The sequence below is a fragment of the Nonomuraea sp. B5E05 genome (assembly GCF_039880665.1).
GTDB lineage: Bacteria > Actinomycetota > Actinomycetes > Streptosporangiales > Streptosporangiaceae > Nonomuraea.
The window spans coordinates 135,146-151,338 of record NZ_JBDPMJ010000009.1 but is presented as its reverse complement, the minus strand read 5'-3'; the positions used below and the strand labels follow the sequence as shown (position 1 = coordinate 151,338).

Genomic DNA, 16,193 nt, shown 5'->3' with positions numbered 1-16,193 from the left:
TATCGCGGTAACCGGGTGCTCACGCGTACAGGTCGTCGAGGGCGACCCGCCGGACGTCTCCCGTAGCTGCGTACTCCTAAGCGCGTTTCGAATCGTGTCGCTTAGGGTGGCTTCATGGACGCAGGCAAGGCGATCTTCGAAACCGTCGACAAGCTTCGCCAGCGGCGCACCGCCCCGCTGGTGCTGGAGCTCGACCTCACCGAGGGCCTCACCGACGGCCCGCCGTCGGATCCGCTCGCCGCGGTGTTGTCGATGCGCAAACCGCGCCTGTCCGACGTCCTGTCGGGGCTGCGGCGGGCCAGGCAGGACCCCAGGGTCAGAGGGCTGGTCGTCAAGGTCGGGGGACACCCGATGGGCCTGGCCATGGTGCAGGAGCTGCGCCAGGCGGTGACCCACTTCCGCGCCTCGGGCAAGCCGGCCGTGGCGTTCGCGGAGACGTTCGGCGAGTTCGGCGGCGGCACCGTGCCCTACTACCTGGCCACCGCCTTCGAGCGCGTCTACCTGCAGCCGAGCGGCGACGTCGGGCTGACCGGCGTGGCGGTCGAGCAGCGCTTCGTCAAGGGGACGCTGGCCAAGCTGGGCGTCGGCTACGAAGTGGGCCAGCGGCACGAGTACAAAACCGCCGCCAACACCTTCACCCAGGACCACATGACCGAGGCCCACCGCGAGTCCATCGGCCGCATCGTGGAGTCGGTCACCGAGAGCCTGGTCGCGGGCATCGCCGAGGGGCGCAGGCTCGACCCCGCCAAGGTGCGCGAGCTGATCGACCGGGGCCCGTTCACCGCCGCCGAGGCGCTGGAGGCGGGGCTGGTCGACGAGCTGGCCTACCGCGACGAGGTCTACGACGAGGTCAAGCGCTCCGCGGGGGCCGAGGCGCACCTGCTGTACGTCTCCCGCTACGCCAAGAGCGCGGCCGTGCGCAAGCTGCCGCAGCCGATGGCCGACGCGGTCGCGCTCGTCCACGGCCACGGCATGATCAGGTCCGGCCGCAGCGGGCGCAGCCCGGTCGGCGGGGGCGGGGCGATGGGCTCCGACACGATCAGCGCCGCACTCCGGGCGGCCCGGCGCGACGAGCACGTCAAGGCCGTCGTGTTCCGGGTCGACAGCCCGGGCGGCTCCTACGTCGCCAGCGACACGGTGTGGCGCGAGGTGACGCTGACGCGCAAGGTCAAGCCGGTGATCGTGTCGATGGGCGACGTGGCCGCCTCCGGCGGCTACTTCGTGTCGATGGGCGCCGACGTGATCGTGGCGCAGCCGGGCACGCTGACGGGCTCGATCGGCGTTTACGGCGGCAAGGCCGTCCTCGCCGAGCTGTTCGAGAAGATCGGGATGAACACCGAGCTCGTGGGCAGCGGGGCCAACGCCGGGATGTTCGCCACGTCCCGCGGGTTCTCCCCCGAGCAGTGGGAGCGGATCAACGCCTGGCTCGACCGGATCTACGACGACTTCGTGAGCAAGGTGGCCGCGAGCCGCGACCTCACCCGCGACCGCGCTCACGAGCTGGCCAGGGGCCGGGTGTGGACCGGCGCAGACGCGCAGGCGAGCGGGCTGGTCGACGAGCTGGGCGGGCTGGAGGACGCGCTGGCCCTGGCGCGCAGGCGGGCCGGGCTCGCCGACGACGCACCGGTGCGCGCTTATCCCCGGCTCAACCCGCTGGAGCGCCTGCGCGGCCCCGACTCGAGCGAGGACAAGTCGGCCGCGCTGGCCAGGATCCGCATGGACGCCTGGGGACCGCTGGCCCGGCTGTCGGCCGAGCTCGGCCTGCCCGCCGCGGGTCCGCTCATCCTGCCCGCGTGGTACACGATCCGCTGACCTCGGTTGACGTAAAGCCCGCCGGGGTGACATCCGCCGTCACGCGCGCGTGGCGCGGCAGCGGAGCCGTCGGGTGACGTGACACCCGCGGTCACGCGCCTGTGGGGCGATAGCGGCCGCGGAGTCGTACGAGGGGTTGGAGCTCGGGCTCGACGTAGTCGATCGCGAGGACGGTGGCGATGTAGAGGGTGTGGTCGCCGGCCGGCACCACCTTGGTGGTCTCGGCCTCCAGCGCGGTCACCCCGCCCTCCACCACCAGCGCCTGCGTGTGCGGCCCCCGGTGGTGCGGCGTGCCGGCCACCAGCAGGCGGGCGCTGGGCCGCCCGGGGGTGGCGAACCGGCTGGCGATGGCAGCCTGTCCCGACGACAGCAGTGACGCCGCCCAGCGGTCCTGGCGCAGCAGCACCTCGTTCAGGTAGCCGCGGCTGCCCAGGCTCACCAGAACGAGCGGCGGCTCCATCGAGACGGACATCAGCGCCGAGATCGTGGCGCCCAGGTCGTCGCGCCCGTCGCGTACGGTCACCACCGCCACGCCGGCCGCGAGCTGTGCCATCGCCTCCGTGAACTCGCTCACCGCGAGGGCCTCCGGCTTCGTGGGGCCCTCGCGGCGGGCGTCAGGCGAGGCCGTTGGAGGTCAGCCATTCCTCGGCCACCATGGCGGGCTCGTCCTTGTTGACGGAGATCTTCTGCATCATCTCCAGCAACGACTGCGTGGTCAGCTTGGCGGAGATGCCGTTGAGCGTCGTGCGGATCGTGTCGGAGGCGGACGCCTTGTGGAGCAGCGGCGTCACGTTCTGGGCCGGGAAGATGTTCTTGGTGTCCTGGAGCGGCACCAGGTTGTTGGCGGCGATCTTCGGGTCGGTGCTGAAGACGTTGCCGACCTGGATCGTGCCGTCCTTCAGCGCGTCGGCCGTGGTGGGCCCGGTGGGCTTCCACTCCTTGAACTCGACCCCGTAGACCTCCTTGAACCGCGCTTCCCACCGCTTCTTGAACTCGGGCGGGCCACCGACGATCATGCTCTTGGAGGCCTTGGCGAGGTCTTCCATGGTGGTGAGCGACTGCTTGGTCTGGGTGTCCTTGGTGACGGACAGGGTGTCCTTGTCCTCGGCGGGCGAGGAGTCGAGCACCTCCAGCTCGGCCGGCAGCTTCTCCTTCAGCGCGGTGTTCACCTCGTCGGTGGTGGCGGCCGTGGCCGCCTGGTCGATGAAGGCGAGCAAGTTGCCGTTGTACTCCGGCACGATGGTCAGGCCGCCGCTCTTGACCTGGTCGTAGACGGCCTCGCGGCTGCCGATGCGCGGCTTCTCCTCGACCTGCACGCCCTTGGCCTCGAGGGCCTGGGCGTAGATCGAGGCGAGCAGCACGCTCTCGTCGAAGTCGAACGATCCGATGACGGCCTTGCCCCCGCCCGAGGCCGAACCGCTGGGGGCCGCGCTCGTGGTGTCGAGCGGGTTGCCCGTGCTGCCGCCGCCACCGCAGGCGGCCAGCGTGAGGACCGCTGACACGAGCACCGCCGCGGTGCCGAACATGCGTCTCATGGTGTTTCCCTTCTCAAGCGGGAGGTAATACAGGAGGCTATCGAACATTTACTCGCCGGCTCACCCCCGGCGAGACCGTCACCCTCTGCGCGAGCGCGAACAGGAGCTGCACCACGAGCGCGAGCAGCACAATGAGTACAGAACCCCCGACGACGCTCGCGTAATCCTTCGTCGCGAAACCGTCGATCACGTAGCGTCCCAGGCCGCCGAGCCCGGTGTAGGCCGCGACCGTCGTGGTGGCCACGACCTGGATCGCCGACAGCCGGCAGCCCAGCAGGATCAGCGGCAGCGCGACCGGCACCAGCACCCGGCCGAGCACCTGCCCGCCGCGCAGGCCCATCCCGTACGCCGCGTCGCGCAGCTCGGGATCGACCCCTTTGATGCCCTCGAAGGTGTTGACCAGGATCGGCGGCACCGACAACAACACCAGCGGAATGATCACCGGCCAGATCGAGGCCGTGCCCAGCAGCAGCACGAACATCACCAGCAACCCCAGCGTGGGCAGCGCCCTGGCCAGGTTCGCGGAGACGACGACCAGCACCTCTCCCCGGCCCGTGTGCCCGATCGCCAGCCCCAGCGGCACGGCCACCAGCACGGCCAGCAGCAGCGCCAGCGCCGAGAACTCGAGGTGCTCCAGCAGCCGCGTGGGAATCCCGCCGGGCCCCGACCAGTTGGCGCCGTTGCCGAAGAACTCGGCCATCCAGACGAAGAACGAGGTCAGCCAGTTCACGACGCCGCCCCCTTCCGCACGCGTACCCAGGGGGTGAGCACCCGCTGAGCCAGGACCAGCAGACCGTCGGCGATCAGTGCCAGCAGCACGATCAGCACGATGCCGACGATCACCGGCGGCATGAACGGGTTCTGGTACGCCCGGGTGAACAGCCCGCCGAGGCCACCCTGCCCGATCAGCGCGCCCACGCTGACCAGGCTGATGCTGGAGACCGCGACCACCCGGAGGCCGGCCAGCACCACCGGCACCGCGATCGGCAGCTCCACCGCCAGCAGCCGGCGCAGCGGCGAGAAGCCCATCGCGACCGCCGACTGGCGCACGTGGTCGGGCACCGAGTCCAGCCCGCCGACCACGGCCGGGAGCAGGACGGCCACACCGTAGAAGGCGAGCGGAATGATCACTGTGGTCTGCGACAGCCCGGTCACCGAGATCAGCAGCATGAAGACGGGCAGCGAAGGCAGCGCGTAGACGACGTTCATCAGGCCGGAGGCGGGCTGGTAGAGCCAGCGCCAGCGCACGCAGGCCAGGCCCAGCGGCAGTGCCACGATCAGCGCGAAAAGGATCGGCACGAGCGACATGGTCAGGTGGTCGATGAGCAGGTCCTTGATGCTGCCCGCCCGGCCGGTGTCCCAGTTGCGCCCGATCCATTCCCACAGAGAGGGGGGACCGTCACCCATCTGCGGCCTCCGCCAGCGCCTCGTCGAGCGCCTCCCTGGTGGCCACGCCGACGACCCTGCCCTCGTCGTCCACGGCCACCGAGCAGCCGGACGGCGACAGCAGCGCCGCGTCGAGCGCCGAGCGCATCGAGTCGCGGCCGTACAGGAACGTCCCGAACGGCTCCAGCTCGTCGGGGCGCTCCCCGGAGATCCAGCCGACCGGCCCGCCCTGCTCGTCGACGACCAGCCGCCACGGCTCCTGCGACGAGCCGCCGCCGTCCTGCCGGACCGTCAGGTCGGTACGCAGGCGCAGCCCCTCCGTCGAGACGAACTGCAGCCGCCTGATCCCCCTGTCGTGCCCGAGGAACTCGCGGACGAAGTCGTCGGCCGGCTCCGACAGCAGCGTCTTGGGCGCGGCCAGCTGCGCCAGCCGGCCGCCGACGCGCAGCACCGCCACCCGGTCGCCGAGCTTGATGGCCTCGTCGATGTCGTGCGTGACGAACACGATGGTCTTGTTCAGCTCGTCCTGCAGCCTGAGCAGTTCTTCCTGCAGGGTCGTGCGCACCACGGGGTCGACCGCGCTGAACGGCTCGTCCATGAGCAGCACGGGCGGGTCGGCGGCCAGCGCCCTGGCCACGCCCACGCGCTGCTGCTGCCCGCCCGAGAGCTGGAACGGGTAACGGCCGGCCAGCGCCGGGTCGAGCCCGACGCGTTCGAGCAGCTCCATGGCCCTGTCGCGGGCCTTCTTCCGGTCCCAGCCGAGAAGGTAGGGGACGGTGGCGATGTTGTCGACGATCTTCCGGTGCGGGAACAGGCCGGCCTGCTGGATGACGTACCCGATACCGCGACGCAGGGTCGGCGGGTCGATGCTCTGCACCGGCACCCCGTCGAGGAGGATCTGTCCCTCCGAGGCGTCGATCATGCGGTTGATCATCCGGAGTGAGGTCGTCTTGCCGCAGCCCGAGGGCCCGACGAGCACGGTGATCTCTCCTGTGGGAGCCTCCATGGTGAGGTCGTCCACGGCGACCGTTCCGTCCGGGAAACGTTTGGTGACAGCGTCGAATGTGATCACGCGCGAACTCTCGCTCCGTGGGCTTCTGGCAGGGGTCGCAGCCCCCTGCCACGACCGCCGCATGATCTCTTGAACCCACACACTACGGCGATCCGGACCGCTCTGTCCCCATCGGGGCGGGCTTAAGCGTTTCACTGACCAGGGATATTCACACGAAATCTGCATCTGGTAGTGCGCCGGACCATCCGGGTTGGCATGATTACCACAACAATCTCCTGACGCGCACCCTCACCCTCAGCGTCGGCCCACAGCAAGAGGATCGGCCCGTGTCCCAGCCGCTCACCGATCAGCGCCCCCGCGCCGAACTGATCGCAGAGCTCTACGACCGTCATGCCTCCGGGCTGTTCGCGTACTGCGCTGACCAGCTCGGGGACCTCGGCTCAGCGTCCGATGTCCTGGTGGCCGTGCTGACCGGGGTCCCGGTCGCCCAGCCGCCCCGCGCAGCCCTCTACGCGTTCGCCCGCCGCGAGATCCACCGGCGGGACATCGTCTACTCGCCGCCCGCCGTCGACCCGCTCATCGACCCGGCCACCGCCCTCGTCGAGCGCGTCCTGCGCGAGCTGCGGCCCCACCAGCGCGAGGTGCTGGTGTTGTCCGCGGTGTGCGGGCTGAGCAGGGCCGAGCTCGCGTGGGTGCTGGACATCGCGCCCGACACCGCCGACGAGCTCACGGTGGCGGCCGCGAACCGGTTCAGGGAGACGCTCGGCACGGCACTGGCCGCGACCGGGATCCGCGTGCCCAAGCCGGTGGCGGACGTCTACGGCGCGCTGCACGTGGCGCCGCTGCACGACGTGCTCGGCCGCCTGCCGTGGCCGCAGCCGCCCGGCGCGCTGCGCATCCACTTCGCGGGCTCCCGTTCCGCGGCTCCTGGGCCGCTGTTCGTGAAGCCGCGCTGGCCCAGCCCACCGATGTGGCCGCAGCCACTGGCCGAGGCGGACCCCGCCACCAGCACGGTGATCTTCCCCGCCGAGCTGCTGACGCCGCCCTCGCCTGCGCAGGTGCCGGAGCACGACGCGACCACCGCCCCGATGCCCAAGTTCCGCGAGTCCACCGACGATCACCATCGGCTGCGCGACCCGCTGGGCTCCATCAGGCCGCTCAGGGATCCGCTCGGCGGCTCCTGGCCGTCCTCCTCGCCGGCGGGGGAACGTCCGTTCTTCATGGCCGCTCCCGAGCCCGACGGTCCCGGGCCGTTCGCGACGGGCGACGTGATCCTGCCCAAGGACGCGCCCGACCCGTACATGACCGGGGACGTCCTCGTCCACAAGGGGCCGGCCCGCGCGGTCGCGCCGCCGTCGCGGGGGGAGGACGAGGTGCGGGAGGCCGCGCCACTGTTCCGGCCGCGTACCAGGACCGGCGGGAAGGCCGCCGCACCCACACCCGCCGCGCCCGCCCCGTCCACCACGCCCGCCAAGCCGCCCGAGCCGGTCTATCGGCTGCCTGACCTGCAGAAGGACCCTCTGAGCAAGGAGGCTCCCGCCGGCGAGCCGTCCGCGTTCGGGCCGTCCGCGTTCGAGCCGTCCGCTCGTGAGACGCCCGCTCGCGAGGCGCCCGCTCGCGAGACGTCCGCTCGCGAAACGTCCGTGCTGGCGCCGCGTCCGGTGCGGGCCAGGCCCGCGCCGAAACGACGTCCTGCGCCGGTCGGGCCGCAGAAGGCGCGGCGCCGCGGGGATCGCCACTACGACTGGGCCTGGGAGCTGGTCGGGTTCCTGATGTGCGTGGCGATCGCGATGATCGTCTTCTTCTCCATGCCGGTCTTCAACGGCTGAGGCCCGCCGGCCACCGGGCCCGCGGGTCAGCCCGCGGACAGGATGAGGCCGCTGGTGGGCACGCCCGTTCCCGCCGTGACCAGGACGTTCGTGACGCCGGTGAGCTGGTTGGCGGCGGTGCCCCTGATCTGTCGCACCGCCTCCGCGATGCCGTTCATGCCGTGGATGTACGCCTCCCCGAGCTGCCCGCCGTGCGGGTTGACCGGCAGGCGGCCGTCCAGCTCGATGCCCCCGTCCTTGAGGAACTCCGGCGCCTCGCCGCGACCGCAGAAGCCGAGCTCCTCCAGCTGGGTGAGCACGAACGGGGTGAAGTGGTCGTACAGGATGGCGGTCCGGATGTCCTGGGGCGTCAGGCCGGACTGTTCCCAGAGCCGCCGGCCGACGACGGACATCTCGGGAAGGCCGGTCATGTCGTCCCGGTAGTAGCTCGTCATCATCATCTGGTCCGCGCCCGCGCCCTGGGCCGCCGCGGTGATGACCGCCGGGGAGCGGCGCAGGTCGCGGGCGTGCTCCGCGCTGGTCACGACGAGCGCCACCGCGCCGTCGCTCTCCTGGCAGCAGTCGAGCAGGTGCAGCGGCTCGACGATCCACCTCGACGCCTGGTGCTCCTCCAGCGTGATGGGCCGCTGGTAGAACCAGGCGGCCGGGTTGGTGGCCGCGTGCCTGCGCATGGCCACCGCCACCCGGCCGAAGTCCTCGGAGGTCGCGCCGTGGACGTGCAGGTAGCGCTGCGCGAACATGGCCACCCAGGCCGCCGGCGTCATCAGCCCGAACGGCACGTGCCAGCTCATCTCCAGCCCCTGCGAGGTCGGTTCGCCACCCAACCCGGCGTTCGGCTGGCCGAAGCGGCGTCCCGAACGTTCGTTGAAGGCGCGGTAGCACACCACCGTACGGGCCATGCCCGTCGCCACGGCCATGGCGGCGTGCGCCACGGTCCCGCAGGCCGCGCCGCCTCCGTAGTCGACGCGGGAGAAGAACGTCAGCTCGCCGATGCCGGTCTCCCTGGCGACGGCGATCTCCTGGTTGGCGTCCTGGGTGAAGGTCACCAGCCCGTCCACGTCGCCGGGTGACAGCCCGGCGTCGTCCAGCGCCGACAGCACGGCCTCGGCGGCGAGCCGCAGCTCCGATCGTCCTGACTTCTTACTGAACTCGGTGGCGCCGATGCCCGCGATGGCGGCGCTCGTTCGCGACAACGCCTGCTCCTTCTGGTTCAACCGGCTGGGGGAAGGGTCAGGGCGACGGTGGCGGTGGCGTGGAAGCCCAGGCTCACCTTGCCGCGCACCTCGACCGTGACGTGGCCGTCCTCGCGCGACACGACCGTCCCGGTGAAGCTCAGGCGGTCGCCCGCGTACGCGGGGACGCCGAGATGGACGTCGATGCCCCTGATGACGGCCTCGGGGCCCGCCCAGTCGGTGACGTACCGTTCGACCAGGCCCATGGTGGTCAGGATGTTGAGGAAGATGTCCTTCGAGCCCTGGGCGCGGGCCCGGTCCCGGTCGTGGTGCACCGGGGTGAAGTCCATGGTGGCCAGGGCGGTCGAGACGACCACGGTGGGCGTGAGGTCGATCGACGACTCCGGCAGCTCGGAGCCGGCCTCGACCTCGTCCGCTGTCAGCGTTCGCATCACGACTCCTCCGGGGCCCACATCGGAAGGACGAGCCGGTCGTCCATCGGCCGGTACGTCACGCGCAGCGCCATGCCGATCTCCACCTGCCCGGGCGGGCAGTCCACGACGTTGCCGACGATCCGTACGCCCTCCGGCAACTCCACCACGCCCACCACGAACGGGGTCTCGCGGCCGGGCACCGGCGGATGGTGGTGGACGACGTAGCTGTAGAGCGTCCCGAGGCCGCTCGCGACCGTGTAGGTGAGGCGGGAGGAGCGGCAGCGGGGGCACAGGGCGCCCGGCGGGTGGCGTAACCGCCCGCAGTCGGCGCAGGTCTGGATGCGCAGTTCGCCGCTCTTCGCGCCCTCCCAGAAGAACGCCGTGTCCTGGTTGGTCGCCGGCTGGAGCGGGTACGGCGGCCGCTCCTCGCGGGCGCCCTCCCGCGGCCGGAACTTGAGCACGCGGAAGAGCATCTCCGCCACCGGCTCGTCGCCGTCGCCGTACCAGGTGACGTTCCAGGTGGCGAAGTAGCCCACGCCGAGCGCGGTCCGTTTGGGGCCCGCCAGGTCCGTGAACCTGGTGGCGGGCGTCAGCCGTTCCCCCAGGCGCGCGTAGCGGTGGTAGGTCTGCTCGCAGTTCGTCGCCACCACGCCCGTGTAGCCGCCGGCGTCGAGCGCGGCCAGCAGGTCGTCCACCGGCGAGCGGTCCTTGGCTCGCGCGGCCCGCATGGTCCACACCTGCGCCATCGCGGGCGGGGCCAGGCCCTTGTCCAGGTAGGCCGGGTTGGCGTCGCCCATGGCGGCCAGCCAGTGCCGGATCATGGGCTCGTTCACGGGGTCGGGGGCCGGGGCGCCGCGCACCTCGCCCAGCGCCGCCTGCTTGCCCGCGAGCTCGTGCAGTTCGTCCTCGCTCATCGCGGGAGCGCGAGTTCCGGGTCGCGGGTCGCTCATCGCGGGGGCCTCGGCAGACCCAGCCCGAGCATCGCGATCAGCTCCCTCTGCACCTCGTTCACCCCGCCGCCGAACGTCAGCACCACCGCGCCCTTGACCCCGTGGTCCACGCGTTCGAGCAGCTCGGCCGTCTCCGGATCGGACGGGTCGCCGTACCTGGCCAGGGTGTCGCCGACGATCCTGCCCGCCTCCTGCATCCGCTCCGAGCCGTAGATCTTGGTGGCCGACGCGTCGGGAGCCCCAAGCCAGCCGAGGTCCATGTTCGCCGCGACCTGCCAGTTGAGCAGCTCGTTGGTGCGGAAGGCCGCCCACACCCTGGCCAGCGCGCGCCGTACGTCCGGATGGTCGGCCAACCCCGTACGGCGGGCCCAGGCGAGGAAACGGTCGTAGGTCTGGCCGAGGTTCCCCGCGGGGCCCAGGGTGACCCGTTCGTGGTTGAGCTGGTTCACGATCAGGTCCCAGCCCCGGTCCACCTCGCCGACCACCATGGTCACGGGGACGCGCACGTCGGAGTAGTAGGTGGCGTTGGTGTGGTGGCGGCCGTCCATGGTGACGATCGGCGTCCACGAGAAGCCGGGGTCGTCCGTGGCGGCGATCATCATGGTGATGCCCTTGTGCTTCTTGGCCTCGGGGTTCGTACGGGCCGCGAGCCAGATGTACTGCGCGTAGTGCGCGCCGCTGGTGAAGATCTTCTGCCCGTTGACGACGTAGTGGTCGCCGTCGAGCACCGCCGTGGTCCGCAGGGAGGCCAGGTCGGTGCCCGCCTCCGGCTCGCTGTAGCCGATGGCGAAGTGGCACTCGCCGGCGAGGATCCGCGGCAGGAAGAAGTCCTTCTGCTCGCGCGTCCCGTACTGCATGAGCGTGGGCCCGACGGTCTGCACCGTGATGATCGGGTACGGCACGCCCGCCCGCGCGATCTCGTTGGCGAAGATCTGCTGCTCCAGGGGGCCGTAGCCGCCACCGCCGTACTCCTTGGGCCAGCCCAGGCCGAGCTTGCCGTCGCGGCCGAGGATGCGGCAGTGCTCCATGTACGTCTCGCCGAACGGGTCCTCGGCGATCTTCCTGCGGTCATCGGCGGTCAGGCAACCCTGGAAGTACTCGCGCAACTCGTCCCGGAGCGCGCGCTGTTCAGGCGTGAGGTCGATCAGCATCAGACGAGCGCTCCGATCAGGTCGAGCTGGGCGTCGGCGCCGCCGAGCAGGTGGGACAGGTGCTTGGCCTGCGCGAAATAGCGGTGCAGCGGGTACGTCACGTCGAGGCCGAGCCCGCCGTGCAGGTGCTGGCAGGTGTGGAGCGCCTTGACGGCCTCGCCGACGTGGTACGCGGCCAGCGCCAGGTCCTGGTCGGCCGGCAGCCCCTCCCCCAGCCGCCACGCCGCCGACCACACGGCCACGTCGAGCGCTCTTCCCGCGATGTAGACGTCGGCGATCTGCATGGTCACCGCCTGGAACTCGGCCAGCGCCCGGCCGAACTGCCGGCGCGTCCTGACGTACGAGGTGGTCAGCTCCAGGGCTCCCGCGAGGACGCCGGCGGCCTGGGCGGCGACCGCTGCCATGAACAGCCGCCTGGTCCCGTCCACCGCCTCCGGCCCGCCGACCCGCTCGGCCGGGGTCCGGTCGAGCACGAGGGTGGCCGCGGGCTCGCCGGTGGAGGCGAACTCGGGGATCACCTCCATCCCGCGCACCCCGCCCCCGGACGCCCCGGTCTGTGCGCCGCCGGAGGGATCCTCGACCAGGAACAGCCCCTCGTCGGCGGCGACCAGCATCGCCGCACCGGGATGGGACACCGACACCTTCCGCCCCGTCAGCTCCCACCCGCCATCGCCCCCACCGGACGCACGGCGCGCCGCCGTCACGGGCGGATCGGTCAGGGCGCGGCCGGGCTCGCGGAGCGCGACGGTGGCCCGGGTGACGCGATGCTGCTGGTCAGGGGTGCCATACTGGGCCACGGCCAGCGTGCTCACCAACGTGGCGAGCGCGGGGACAGGCGCCGCCCGCGCCCCCACCTCGCGCAGCACCACGGCCATCTCCACCGGACCGAGCCCGGCCCCGCCCGCCGCCTCGGGGACGCACACGCCCATGAGCCCGGCCTGCCACAGCCGGTCCTCGTCCCCTTCCCTGGCCAGGACCTCGGCCGCCAGTTTCTTCAGATCCTGCTGGGTCTCGTCCAGATTGAAATCCATCACCGCTCCAAGAGGTGGTGCCTGCCGTGCCGTACGAACTCCTCCTCGATCCCCTTGACGTCCGCGCCGGTCAGCGGCCGGAACCCGGTGGGGGTCCGGAGCCAGACCGGGTCGGCGGCGCGCCAGGCCTCGCGGGCGAGGATCCGCTTGATGACCTTGTGCGACGGCGTCTGGGGTAAGTGTTCAGAAAGACGGATATAGCGGGGCAAGGATTTGGCGCCCAGGTCGCGGCGCGACTCGAGGAAGGCCAGGAACGCCGCCGCAACGCCAGCGCCGCCCCCGACGCCACGGCGGGGGCGTAGGCGGCCATCAGGGCGCCGGAGTGGAAGAGCGGCATCGAGCAGTAGACGACGTCCTCGGGCGTGAGCATCACGGCCAGGCTCGTGCCGGGGACGGCGAGCTTGCGCTGCGCGATCCGTACGGCCCTGGGACGTCCCGAGGTGCCGGACGTGAACAACAACATGACGCTCCGCGGGCTCGGCTGGAGCCGGCTGCGACGTCCCGGGCGGGACGGAGGGCAGGGGCAGGGTCGCGATGCCGAGCCCCGGCCGGTCGTCCTCGGCCCGGGCGAGAAGCAGGGACGCGAGCGTGTCCGCGATCATCGCTCCTCCAGCAAGCGCTAGGTTCAGACGAATCGCAAACTAGAACAGATTCTAATATCTGTCCAGTAGTCACCAATCACAATGAGTCGGGATATACGCCTGTAACCCCACAGACATGGGGCTATACGGCAAGTTTGTAACCCGCGAGTAACAAGCCGCGCCATCGAGAAATCAGATAACGTGTTCTCATGCGTACCACGCACGCGACGCCCCCCGCGCCCTCCGGCGACGCCGACGGGCCCATCGACGGGCCCATCGACGGGGCCGTCGACAGCAACCCCGCCCCCGGCGGGCACAGCGTCCGTAGTCGCAGCCAGCACCAGCGCCGCAAGCGCATCGTCCAGGCCGCGGCGGCGCTGGCCTCGCGCGGCGGGGTCGAGGCCATGCAGATGCGCACGGTGGCCGAGCGCGCGGGCGTGGCGCTCGGCACGCTCTACCGCTACTTCCCGTCCAAGATGGATCTCGTCGTGGCGGTGGTCGGCGAGGAGATCGACCTGCTGGAGAGCAGCATCGAGCGGCGTCCGCCCGGCGCCGCCACCCCGGCGAGCCGCGCGGTCGACGTGCTGATGCGGGCGACCCGCGGCCTCATGCGCGAGCCCGAGCTGGCCGACGCGCTCATCCGTTCCCTGATCATGGCCGAGGTGCAGACCCCGTTCGGCGACCGGATGACGGGGCTGCTGCTGCGCGTCTCGGCCGACGGCCTGCCGATCGAGGACGCCGGCGAGGAGCAGCTCGACCTCGCGGGGTCGCTGGCGAGCGTGTGGGTACAGGAGTTGCTGGAGATGCTGCGCGGGCGGCGCACGTACGACCAGATCCAGCGCCGCATCGAGACCGCCGCCACCAGACTGCTCGCCGACATCTGAGATCCCTTACGGCTCCGCCGTGGCCGGCCACCCGCCGTCGCCGGCCGGCCGCCCTCCAGGAAACGCCCGCTGACCCTTCAGTGGCGCGCCACCGTTACGGAGCGTGCCCTGGGCCCGCCGACCGGTCGTGGTTTCCCTGTCGATTCATGATTGTTCCACCCGGTTCGACCGGCCGAAGGTAAAGGAATCGCCGTTATGTCAGTGGCGGCGTTTATACAGGGAGGTATGACCGACAAGCCGACGAACGAAGACTTCCTTCGGCAGGCTGATCCGATGCGGCGCGAGCTGCTGGCGCACTGCTACCGGATGACGGGCTCGGTGCACGACGCCGAGGACCTCGTCCAGGAGACGTACTTCCGCGCGTGGCGCGCCTACGACGGCTTCGAGGGTCGCTCCTCGCTGCGTACGTGGCTCTATCGCATTGCCACCACCACCTGCCTGACCGCGCTGGAGAGCCGCGGCAGGCGGCCGCTGCCCACGGGCCTCGGGGCGCCGAGCACGGAGGCCACCGCGCCTCTGGTGCAGGACCACGAGGTGCCGTGGCTGGAGCCCGTGCCCGACGCGCTGGCGGGCGCGGGCGCCGACGACCCGGCCACGATCGTGACCTCGCGCGAGAGCATCAGGCTCGCGCTGATCGCCGTGCTGCAGCACCTGCCGCCCCGGCAGCGCGCGGTGGTGATCCTGCGCGACGTGCTGCGGTGGAAGGCGGCCGAGGTGGCCGAGGCGGTCGGCGTCTCCACCGCGGCCGTCAACAGCCTCCACCAGCGGGCCCGTGCCCAGCTCAAGGAGGTGTCGCCGACCATGGACGACCCGGTCGAGCCGCTGACGCCGGAGCAGCGTGACCAGCTCGACCGCTACGTCGCGGCGTTCGAGAGCTACGACATCGACAGCCTGGTCCACCTGTTCACCGAGGACGCCATCTGGGAGATGCCGCCGTTCGTGGGGTGGTACAAAGGGCCGCGGACGATCGTCGAGCTCGTCAAGGGGCGCTGCCCGGCGGAGAAGGCGGGCGACCTGCGGCTGGTGCCGATCGCGGCCAACGGCCAGCCGGCCTACGCGCTCTACCACCTCGAGGGCGGCGTCCACCGGCGGTTCGCGCTGATGGTGGTGACGTTCTCCGGAGAGCACATCGGCCACGTCGGGATGTTCTTCGAAAAGCGCCTGTTCGACACGTTCGGCCTGCCGGAGACTTTGCCGGCCGAGGCTTCCGCGACAAAGTAGAACGCGTTACTGTCGCCTCCAGAGCATCGTTCTGGAGGCGACAGTGGGCACACCTGTGATCGTCGAGGCCGTCCGCACTCCCATCGGCAAGCGGGCTGGCTGGCTCGCCGATCTCAAACCGCAACAGGTTCTGGCCACGGCCCTGAACGGGCTGGTGCAGCGCTCCGGCCTCGAGCCGGCCGCCGTCGACCAGGTGTTCGCCGGTTGCGTGACGCAGGCGGGCGAGCAGGGCGGGCACGTCGGCCGGCACGCGTGGCTCTACGCCGGGCTGCCCTACCAGACGGGCGTCACCACGATCGACGCGCAGTGCGGGTCGTCGCAGCAGGCGGTGCACCTGGCGGCGGCCCTGATCAGCGCGGGCGTGATCGAGGCCGGCATCGGGTGCGGGGTCGAGGTGATGAGCCGGGCGCCGCTGGGCAGCAACGTACGCCCCGCCAGCCCGCGCCCCGACGACTGGGCCATCGACCTGCCCGACCAGTTCACGGCGGCCGAGCGGATCGCGCGGCGGCGCGGGCTGACGCGCGAGCGGCTCGACTGGTTCGGGGCGCGCTCGCAGCGGCTGGCGGCCAAGGCGTGGGCCGACGGGCGGTTCGAGCGGGAGATCGTGCCCGTCGGCGAGGTGCGCAGGGACCAGGGGTTGCGCGAGACCACCGTGGAGAGCCTGGCGGGGCTCAGGCCGGTGGCGGAGGGCGCGCTGCACACGGCGGGCACGTCCTCCCAGATCTCCGACGGAGCGGCGGCCGTGCTGGTGATGAGCGAGGGGGCGGCGCGCCGGCACGGGTTGCGGCCCCGGGCGCGCATCCTGGCGCAGGCCCTCGTCGGCGCGGAGCCCTACTACCATCTGGACGGACCGGTGGACGCGACGGCGAAGGCGCTCGCCGCGGCCGGCATGACGATCGGCGACATCGACAGGTTCGAGGTGAACGAGGCGTTCGCGTCGGTGGTGCTGTCATGGGCGAGCGTGCACGAGCCCGACCTGGACCGGGTCAACCCGAACGGCGGCGCGATCGCGCTCGGCCACCCGGTGGGCGCCACGGGAGCGCGGCTGGTCACCACGGCTCTGCACGAGCTGGAGCGGTCGGACTCGGCGACCGCGCTGGTGACGATGTGCGCGGGTGGGGCGCTGGCCACGGCGACGATCCTGGAGCGCATCGGCTGATTCTTCAGCACGCTTGTCACGCAGGGAAACACGATC

At 71.4% G+C, this 16,193-nt stretch carries 17 protein-coding genes and 1 pseudogene; 6 read left to right on the top strand and 12 right to left on the bottom strand.

From position 1 onward, the window contains the following. The first annotated feature begins 114 nt into the window (after positions 1 to 114). A complete protein-coding gene (sppA, locus tag ABGB01_RS18880; protein ID WP_347774762.1) occupies positions 115 to 1,812 on the top strand; it encodes a signal peptide peptidase SppA in 1,698 nt (565 codons plus the stop codon). A 91-nt stretch (positions 1,813 to 1,903) separates the two neighbouring features. Here sppA and ABGB01_RS18875 read toward each other — a convergent pair whose 3' ends face one another. The 5 genes from ABGB01_RS18875 to ABGB01_RS18855 are packed head-to-tail and all read right to left on the bottom strand — an operon-like array spanning position 1,904 to position 5,805. Continuing rightward, positions 1,904 to 2,386, bottom strand: coding sequence for a flavin reductase family protein (locus ABGB01_RS18875; protein ID WP_347774761.1), 483 nt, complete (start codon positions 2,384 to 2,386; stop codon positions 1,904 to 1,906). A 40-nt stretch (positions 2,387 to 2,426) separates the two neighbouring features. Then, positions 2,427 to 3,347: an ABC transporter substrate-binding protein gene (locus tag ABGB01_RS18870; protein WP_347774759.1), complete on the bottom strand. Its 921-nt coding sequence runs from the start codon at positions 3,345 to 3,347 to the stop codon at positions 2,427 to 2,429. 37 nt (positions 3,348 to 3,384) lie between these two features. Then, on the bottom strand, positions 3,385 to 4,077 hold the full coding sequence (locus ABGB01_RS18865; RefSeq protein ID WP_347774758.1) for an ABC transporter permease subunit: 693 nt from the start codon (positions 4,075 to 4,077) through the stop codon (positions 3,385 to 3,387). Then, positions 4,074 to 4,754, bottom strand: coding sequence for an ABC transporter permease (locus ABGB01_RS18860; protein WP_132517367.1), 681 nt, complete (start codon positions 4,752 to 4,754; stop codon positions 4,074 to 4,076). The genes ABGB01_RS18865 and ABGB01_RS18860 overlap by 4 nt, the downstream gene beginning before the upstream one ends. Continuing rightward, positions 4,747 to 5,805, bottom strand: a complete 1,059-nt coding sequence (locus ABGB01_RS18855) for an ABC transporter ATP-binding protein (RefSeq protein ID WP_347774756.1) — start codon at positions 5,803 to 5,805, stop codon at positions 4,747 to 4,749. Before ABGB01_RS18855 ends, ABGB01_RS18860 begins: the two co-directional genes overlap by 8 nt. A 266-nt stretch (positions 5,806 to 6,071) precedes the next feature. Here ABGB01_RS18855 and ABGB01_RS18850 point away from each other — a divergent pair, with 266 nt between their 5' ends. Then, the gene (locus ABGB01_RS18850; protein WP_347774755.1) at positions 6,072 to 7,574 is read left to right on the top strand and encodes a sigma factor-like helix-turn-helix DNA-binding protein; all 1,503 of its coding nucleotides are present in this window, start codon (positions 6,072 to 6,074) and stop codon (positions 7,572 to 7,574) included. 26 nt (positions 7,575 to 7,600) lie between these two features. On the opposite strand, the gene ABGB01_RS18845 is transcribed toward ABGB01_RS18850, so the two are convergent. The 7 genes and pseudogenes from ABGB01_RS18845 to ABGB01_RS18815 all read right to left on the bottom strand — a co-directional run. Then, positions 7,601 to 8,767, bottom strand: coding sequence for a lipid-transfer protein (locus tag ABGB01_RS18845; protein WP_347774754.1), 1,167 nt, complete (start codon positions 8,765 to 8,767; stop codon positions 7,601 to 7,603). Positions 8,768 to 8,784: 17 nt separating this feature from the next. Continuing rightward, positions 8,785 to 9,198: a MaoC/PaaZ C-terminal domain-containing protein gene (locus ABGB01_RS18840; protein WP_347774753.1), complete on the bottom strand. Its 414-nt coding sequence runs from the start codon at positions 9,196 to 9,198 to the stop codon at positions 8,785 to 8,787. Continuing rightward, complete coding sequence (locus ABGB01_RS18835) at positions 9,198 to 10,094, bottom strand: bifunctional MaoC family dehydratase N-terminal/OB-fold nucleic acid binding domain-containing protein (RefSeq protein WP_347774751.1); 897 nt, start codon at positions 10,092 to 10,094, stop codon at positions 9,198 to 9,200. Before ABGB01_RS18835 ends, ABGB01_RS18840 begins: the two co-directional genes overlap by 1 nt. A gap of 32 nt (positions 10,095 to 10,126) precedes the next feature. After that, positions 10,127 to 11,281, bottom strand: a complete 1,155-nt coding sequence (locus ABGB01_RS18830; RefSeq protein ID WP_347774750.1) for an acyl-CoA dehydrogenase family protein — start codon at positions 11,279 to 11,281, stop codon at positions 10,127 to 10,129. After that, on the bottom strand, positions 11,281 to 12,312 hold the full coding sequence (locus ABGB01_RS18825; RefSeq protein WP_347774749.1) for an acyl-CoA dehydrogenase family protein: 1,032 nt from the start codon (positions 12,310 to 12,312) through the stop codon (positions 11,281 to 11,283). Before ABGB01_RS18825 ends, ABGB01_RS18830 begins: the two co-directional genes overlap by 1 nt. Beyond that, complete coding sequence (locus tag ABGB01_RS18820; RefSeq protein ID WP_347774994.1) at positions 12,312 to 12,521, bottom strand: hypothetical protein; 210 nt, start codon at positions 12,519 to 12,521, stop codon at positions 12,312 to 12,314. Before ABGB01_RS18820 ends, ABGB01_RS18825 begins: the two co-directional genes overlap by 1 nt. 98 nt (positions 12,522 to 12,619) lie before the next feature. Then, positions 12,620 to 12,727: pseudogene (locus ABGB01_RS18815) on the bottom strand (hypothetical protein); the annotation flags it as partial. On the opposite strand from ABGB01_RS18815, the gene ABGB01_RS18810 reads away from it, so the two are divergent. The 4 genes from ABGB01_RS18810 to ABGB01_RS18795 all read left to right on the top strand — a co-directional run bounded on the left by ABGB01_RS18810 (position 12,675) and on the right by ABGB01_RS18795 (position 16,157). Next, a complete protein-coding gene (locus ABGB01_RS18810) occupies positions 12,675 to 12,935 on the top strand; it encodes a hypothetical protein (protein WP_347774992.1) in 261 nt (86 codons plus the stop codon). The pseudogene ABGB01_RS18815 and the gene ABGB01_RS18810 overlap by 53 nt on opposite strands. A gap of 167 nt (positions 12,936 to 13,102) precedes the next feature. Then, positions 13,103 to 13,777 carry a TetR family transcriptional regulator gene (locus tag ABGB01_RS18805; RefSeq protein WP_347774747.1) on the top strand — a complete coding sequence of 225 codons (675 nt, stop codon included), beginning with the start codon at positions 13,103 to 13,105 and terminating at the stop codon, positions 13,775 to 13,777. A gap of 225 nt (positions 13,778 to 14,002) precedes the next feature. Beyond that, positions 14,003 to 14,998 (top strand): sigma-70 family RNA polymerase sigma factor, encoded by a 996-nt coding sequence (locus ABGB01_RS18800; protein WP_347774746.1) that lies wholly within the window; start codon positions 14,003 to 14,005, stop codon positions 14,996 to 14,998. A gap of 43 nt (positions 14,999 to 15,041) precedes the next feature. Further along, the gene (locus ABGB01_RS18795) at positions 15,042 to 16,157 is read left to right on the top strand and encodes a steroid 3-ketoacyl-CoA thiolase (protein ID WP_347774744.1); all 1,116 of its coding nucleotides are present in this window, start codon (positions 15,042 to 15,044) and stop codon (positions 16,155 to 16,157) included. Positions 16,158 to 16,193: the final 36 nt, after the last annotated feature.

Bases quoted from the DNA above. Each gene is read 5' to 3' on its own strand.
- ABGB01_RS18800 (WP_347774746.1), top strand. From the start codon at position 14,003: ATGACCGACAAGCCGACGAACGAAGACTTCCTTCGGCAGGCTGATCCG.
- ABGB01_RS18830 (WP_347774750.1), bottom strand. From the start codon at position 11,281: ATGCTGATCGACCTCACGCCTGAACAGCGCGCGCTCCGGGACGAGTTG.
- ABGB01_RS18835 (WP_347774751.1), bottom strand. From the start codon at position 10,094: ATGAGCGAGGACGAACTGCACGAGCTCGCGGGCAAGCAGGCGGCGCTG.
- ABGB01_RS18825 (WP_347774749.1), bottom strand. From the start codon at position 12,312: ATGGATTTCAATCTGGACGAGACCCAGCAGGATCTGAAGAAACTGGCG.
- ABGB01_RS18840 (WP_347774753.1), bottom strand. From the start codon at position 9,198: ATGCGAACGCTGACAGCGGACGAGGTCGAGGCCGGCTCCGAGCTGCCG.
- ABGB01_RS18860 (WP_132517367.1), bottom strand. From the start codon at position 4,754: ATGGGTGACGGTCCCCCCTCTCTGTGGGAATGGATCGGGCGCAACTGG.
- sppA (WP_347774762.1), top strand. From the start codon at position 115: ATGGACGCAGGCAAGGCGATCTTCGAAACCGTCGACAAGCTTCGCCAG.
- ABGB01_RS18870 (WP_347774759.1), bottom strand. From the start codon at position 3,347: ATGAGACGCATGTTCGGCACCGCGGCGGTGCTCGTGTCAGCGGTCCTC.
- ABGB01_RS18805 (WP_347774747.1), top strand. From the start codon at position 13,103: ATGCGTACCACGCACGCGACGCCCCCCGCGCCCTCCGGCGACGCCGAC.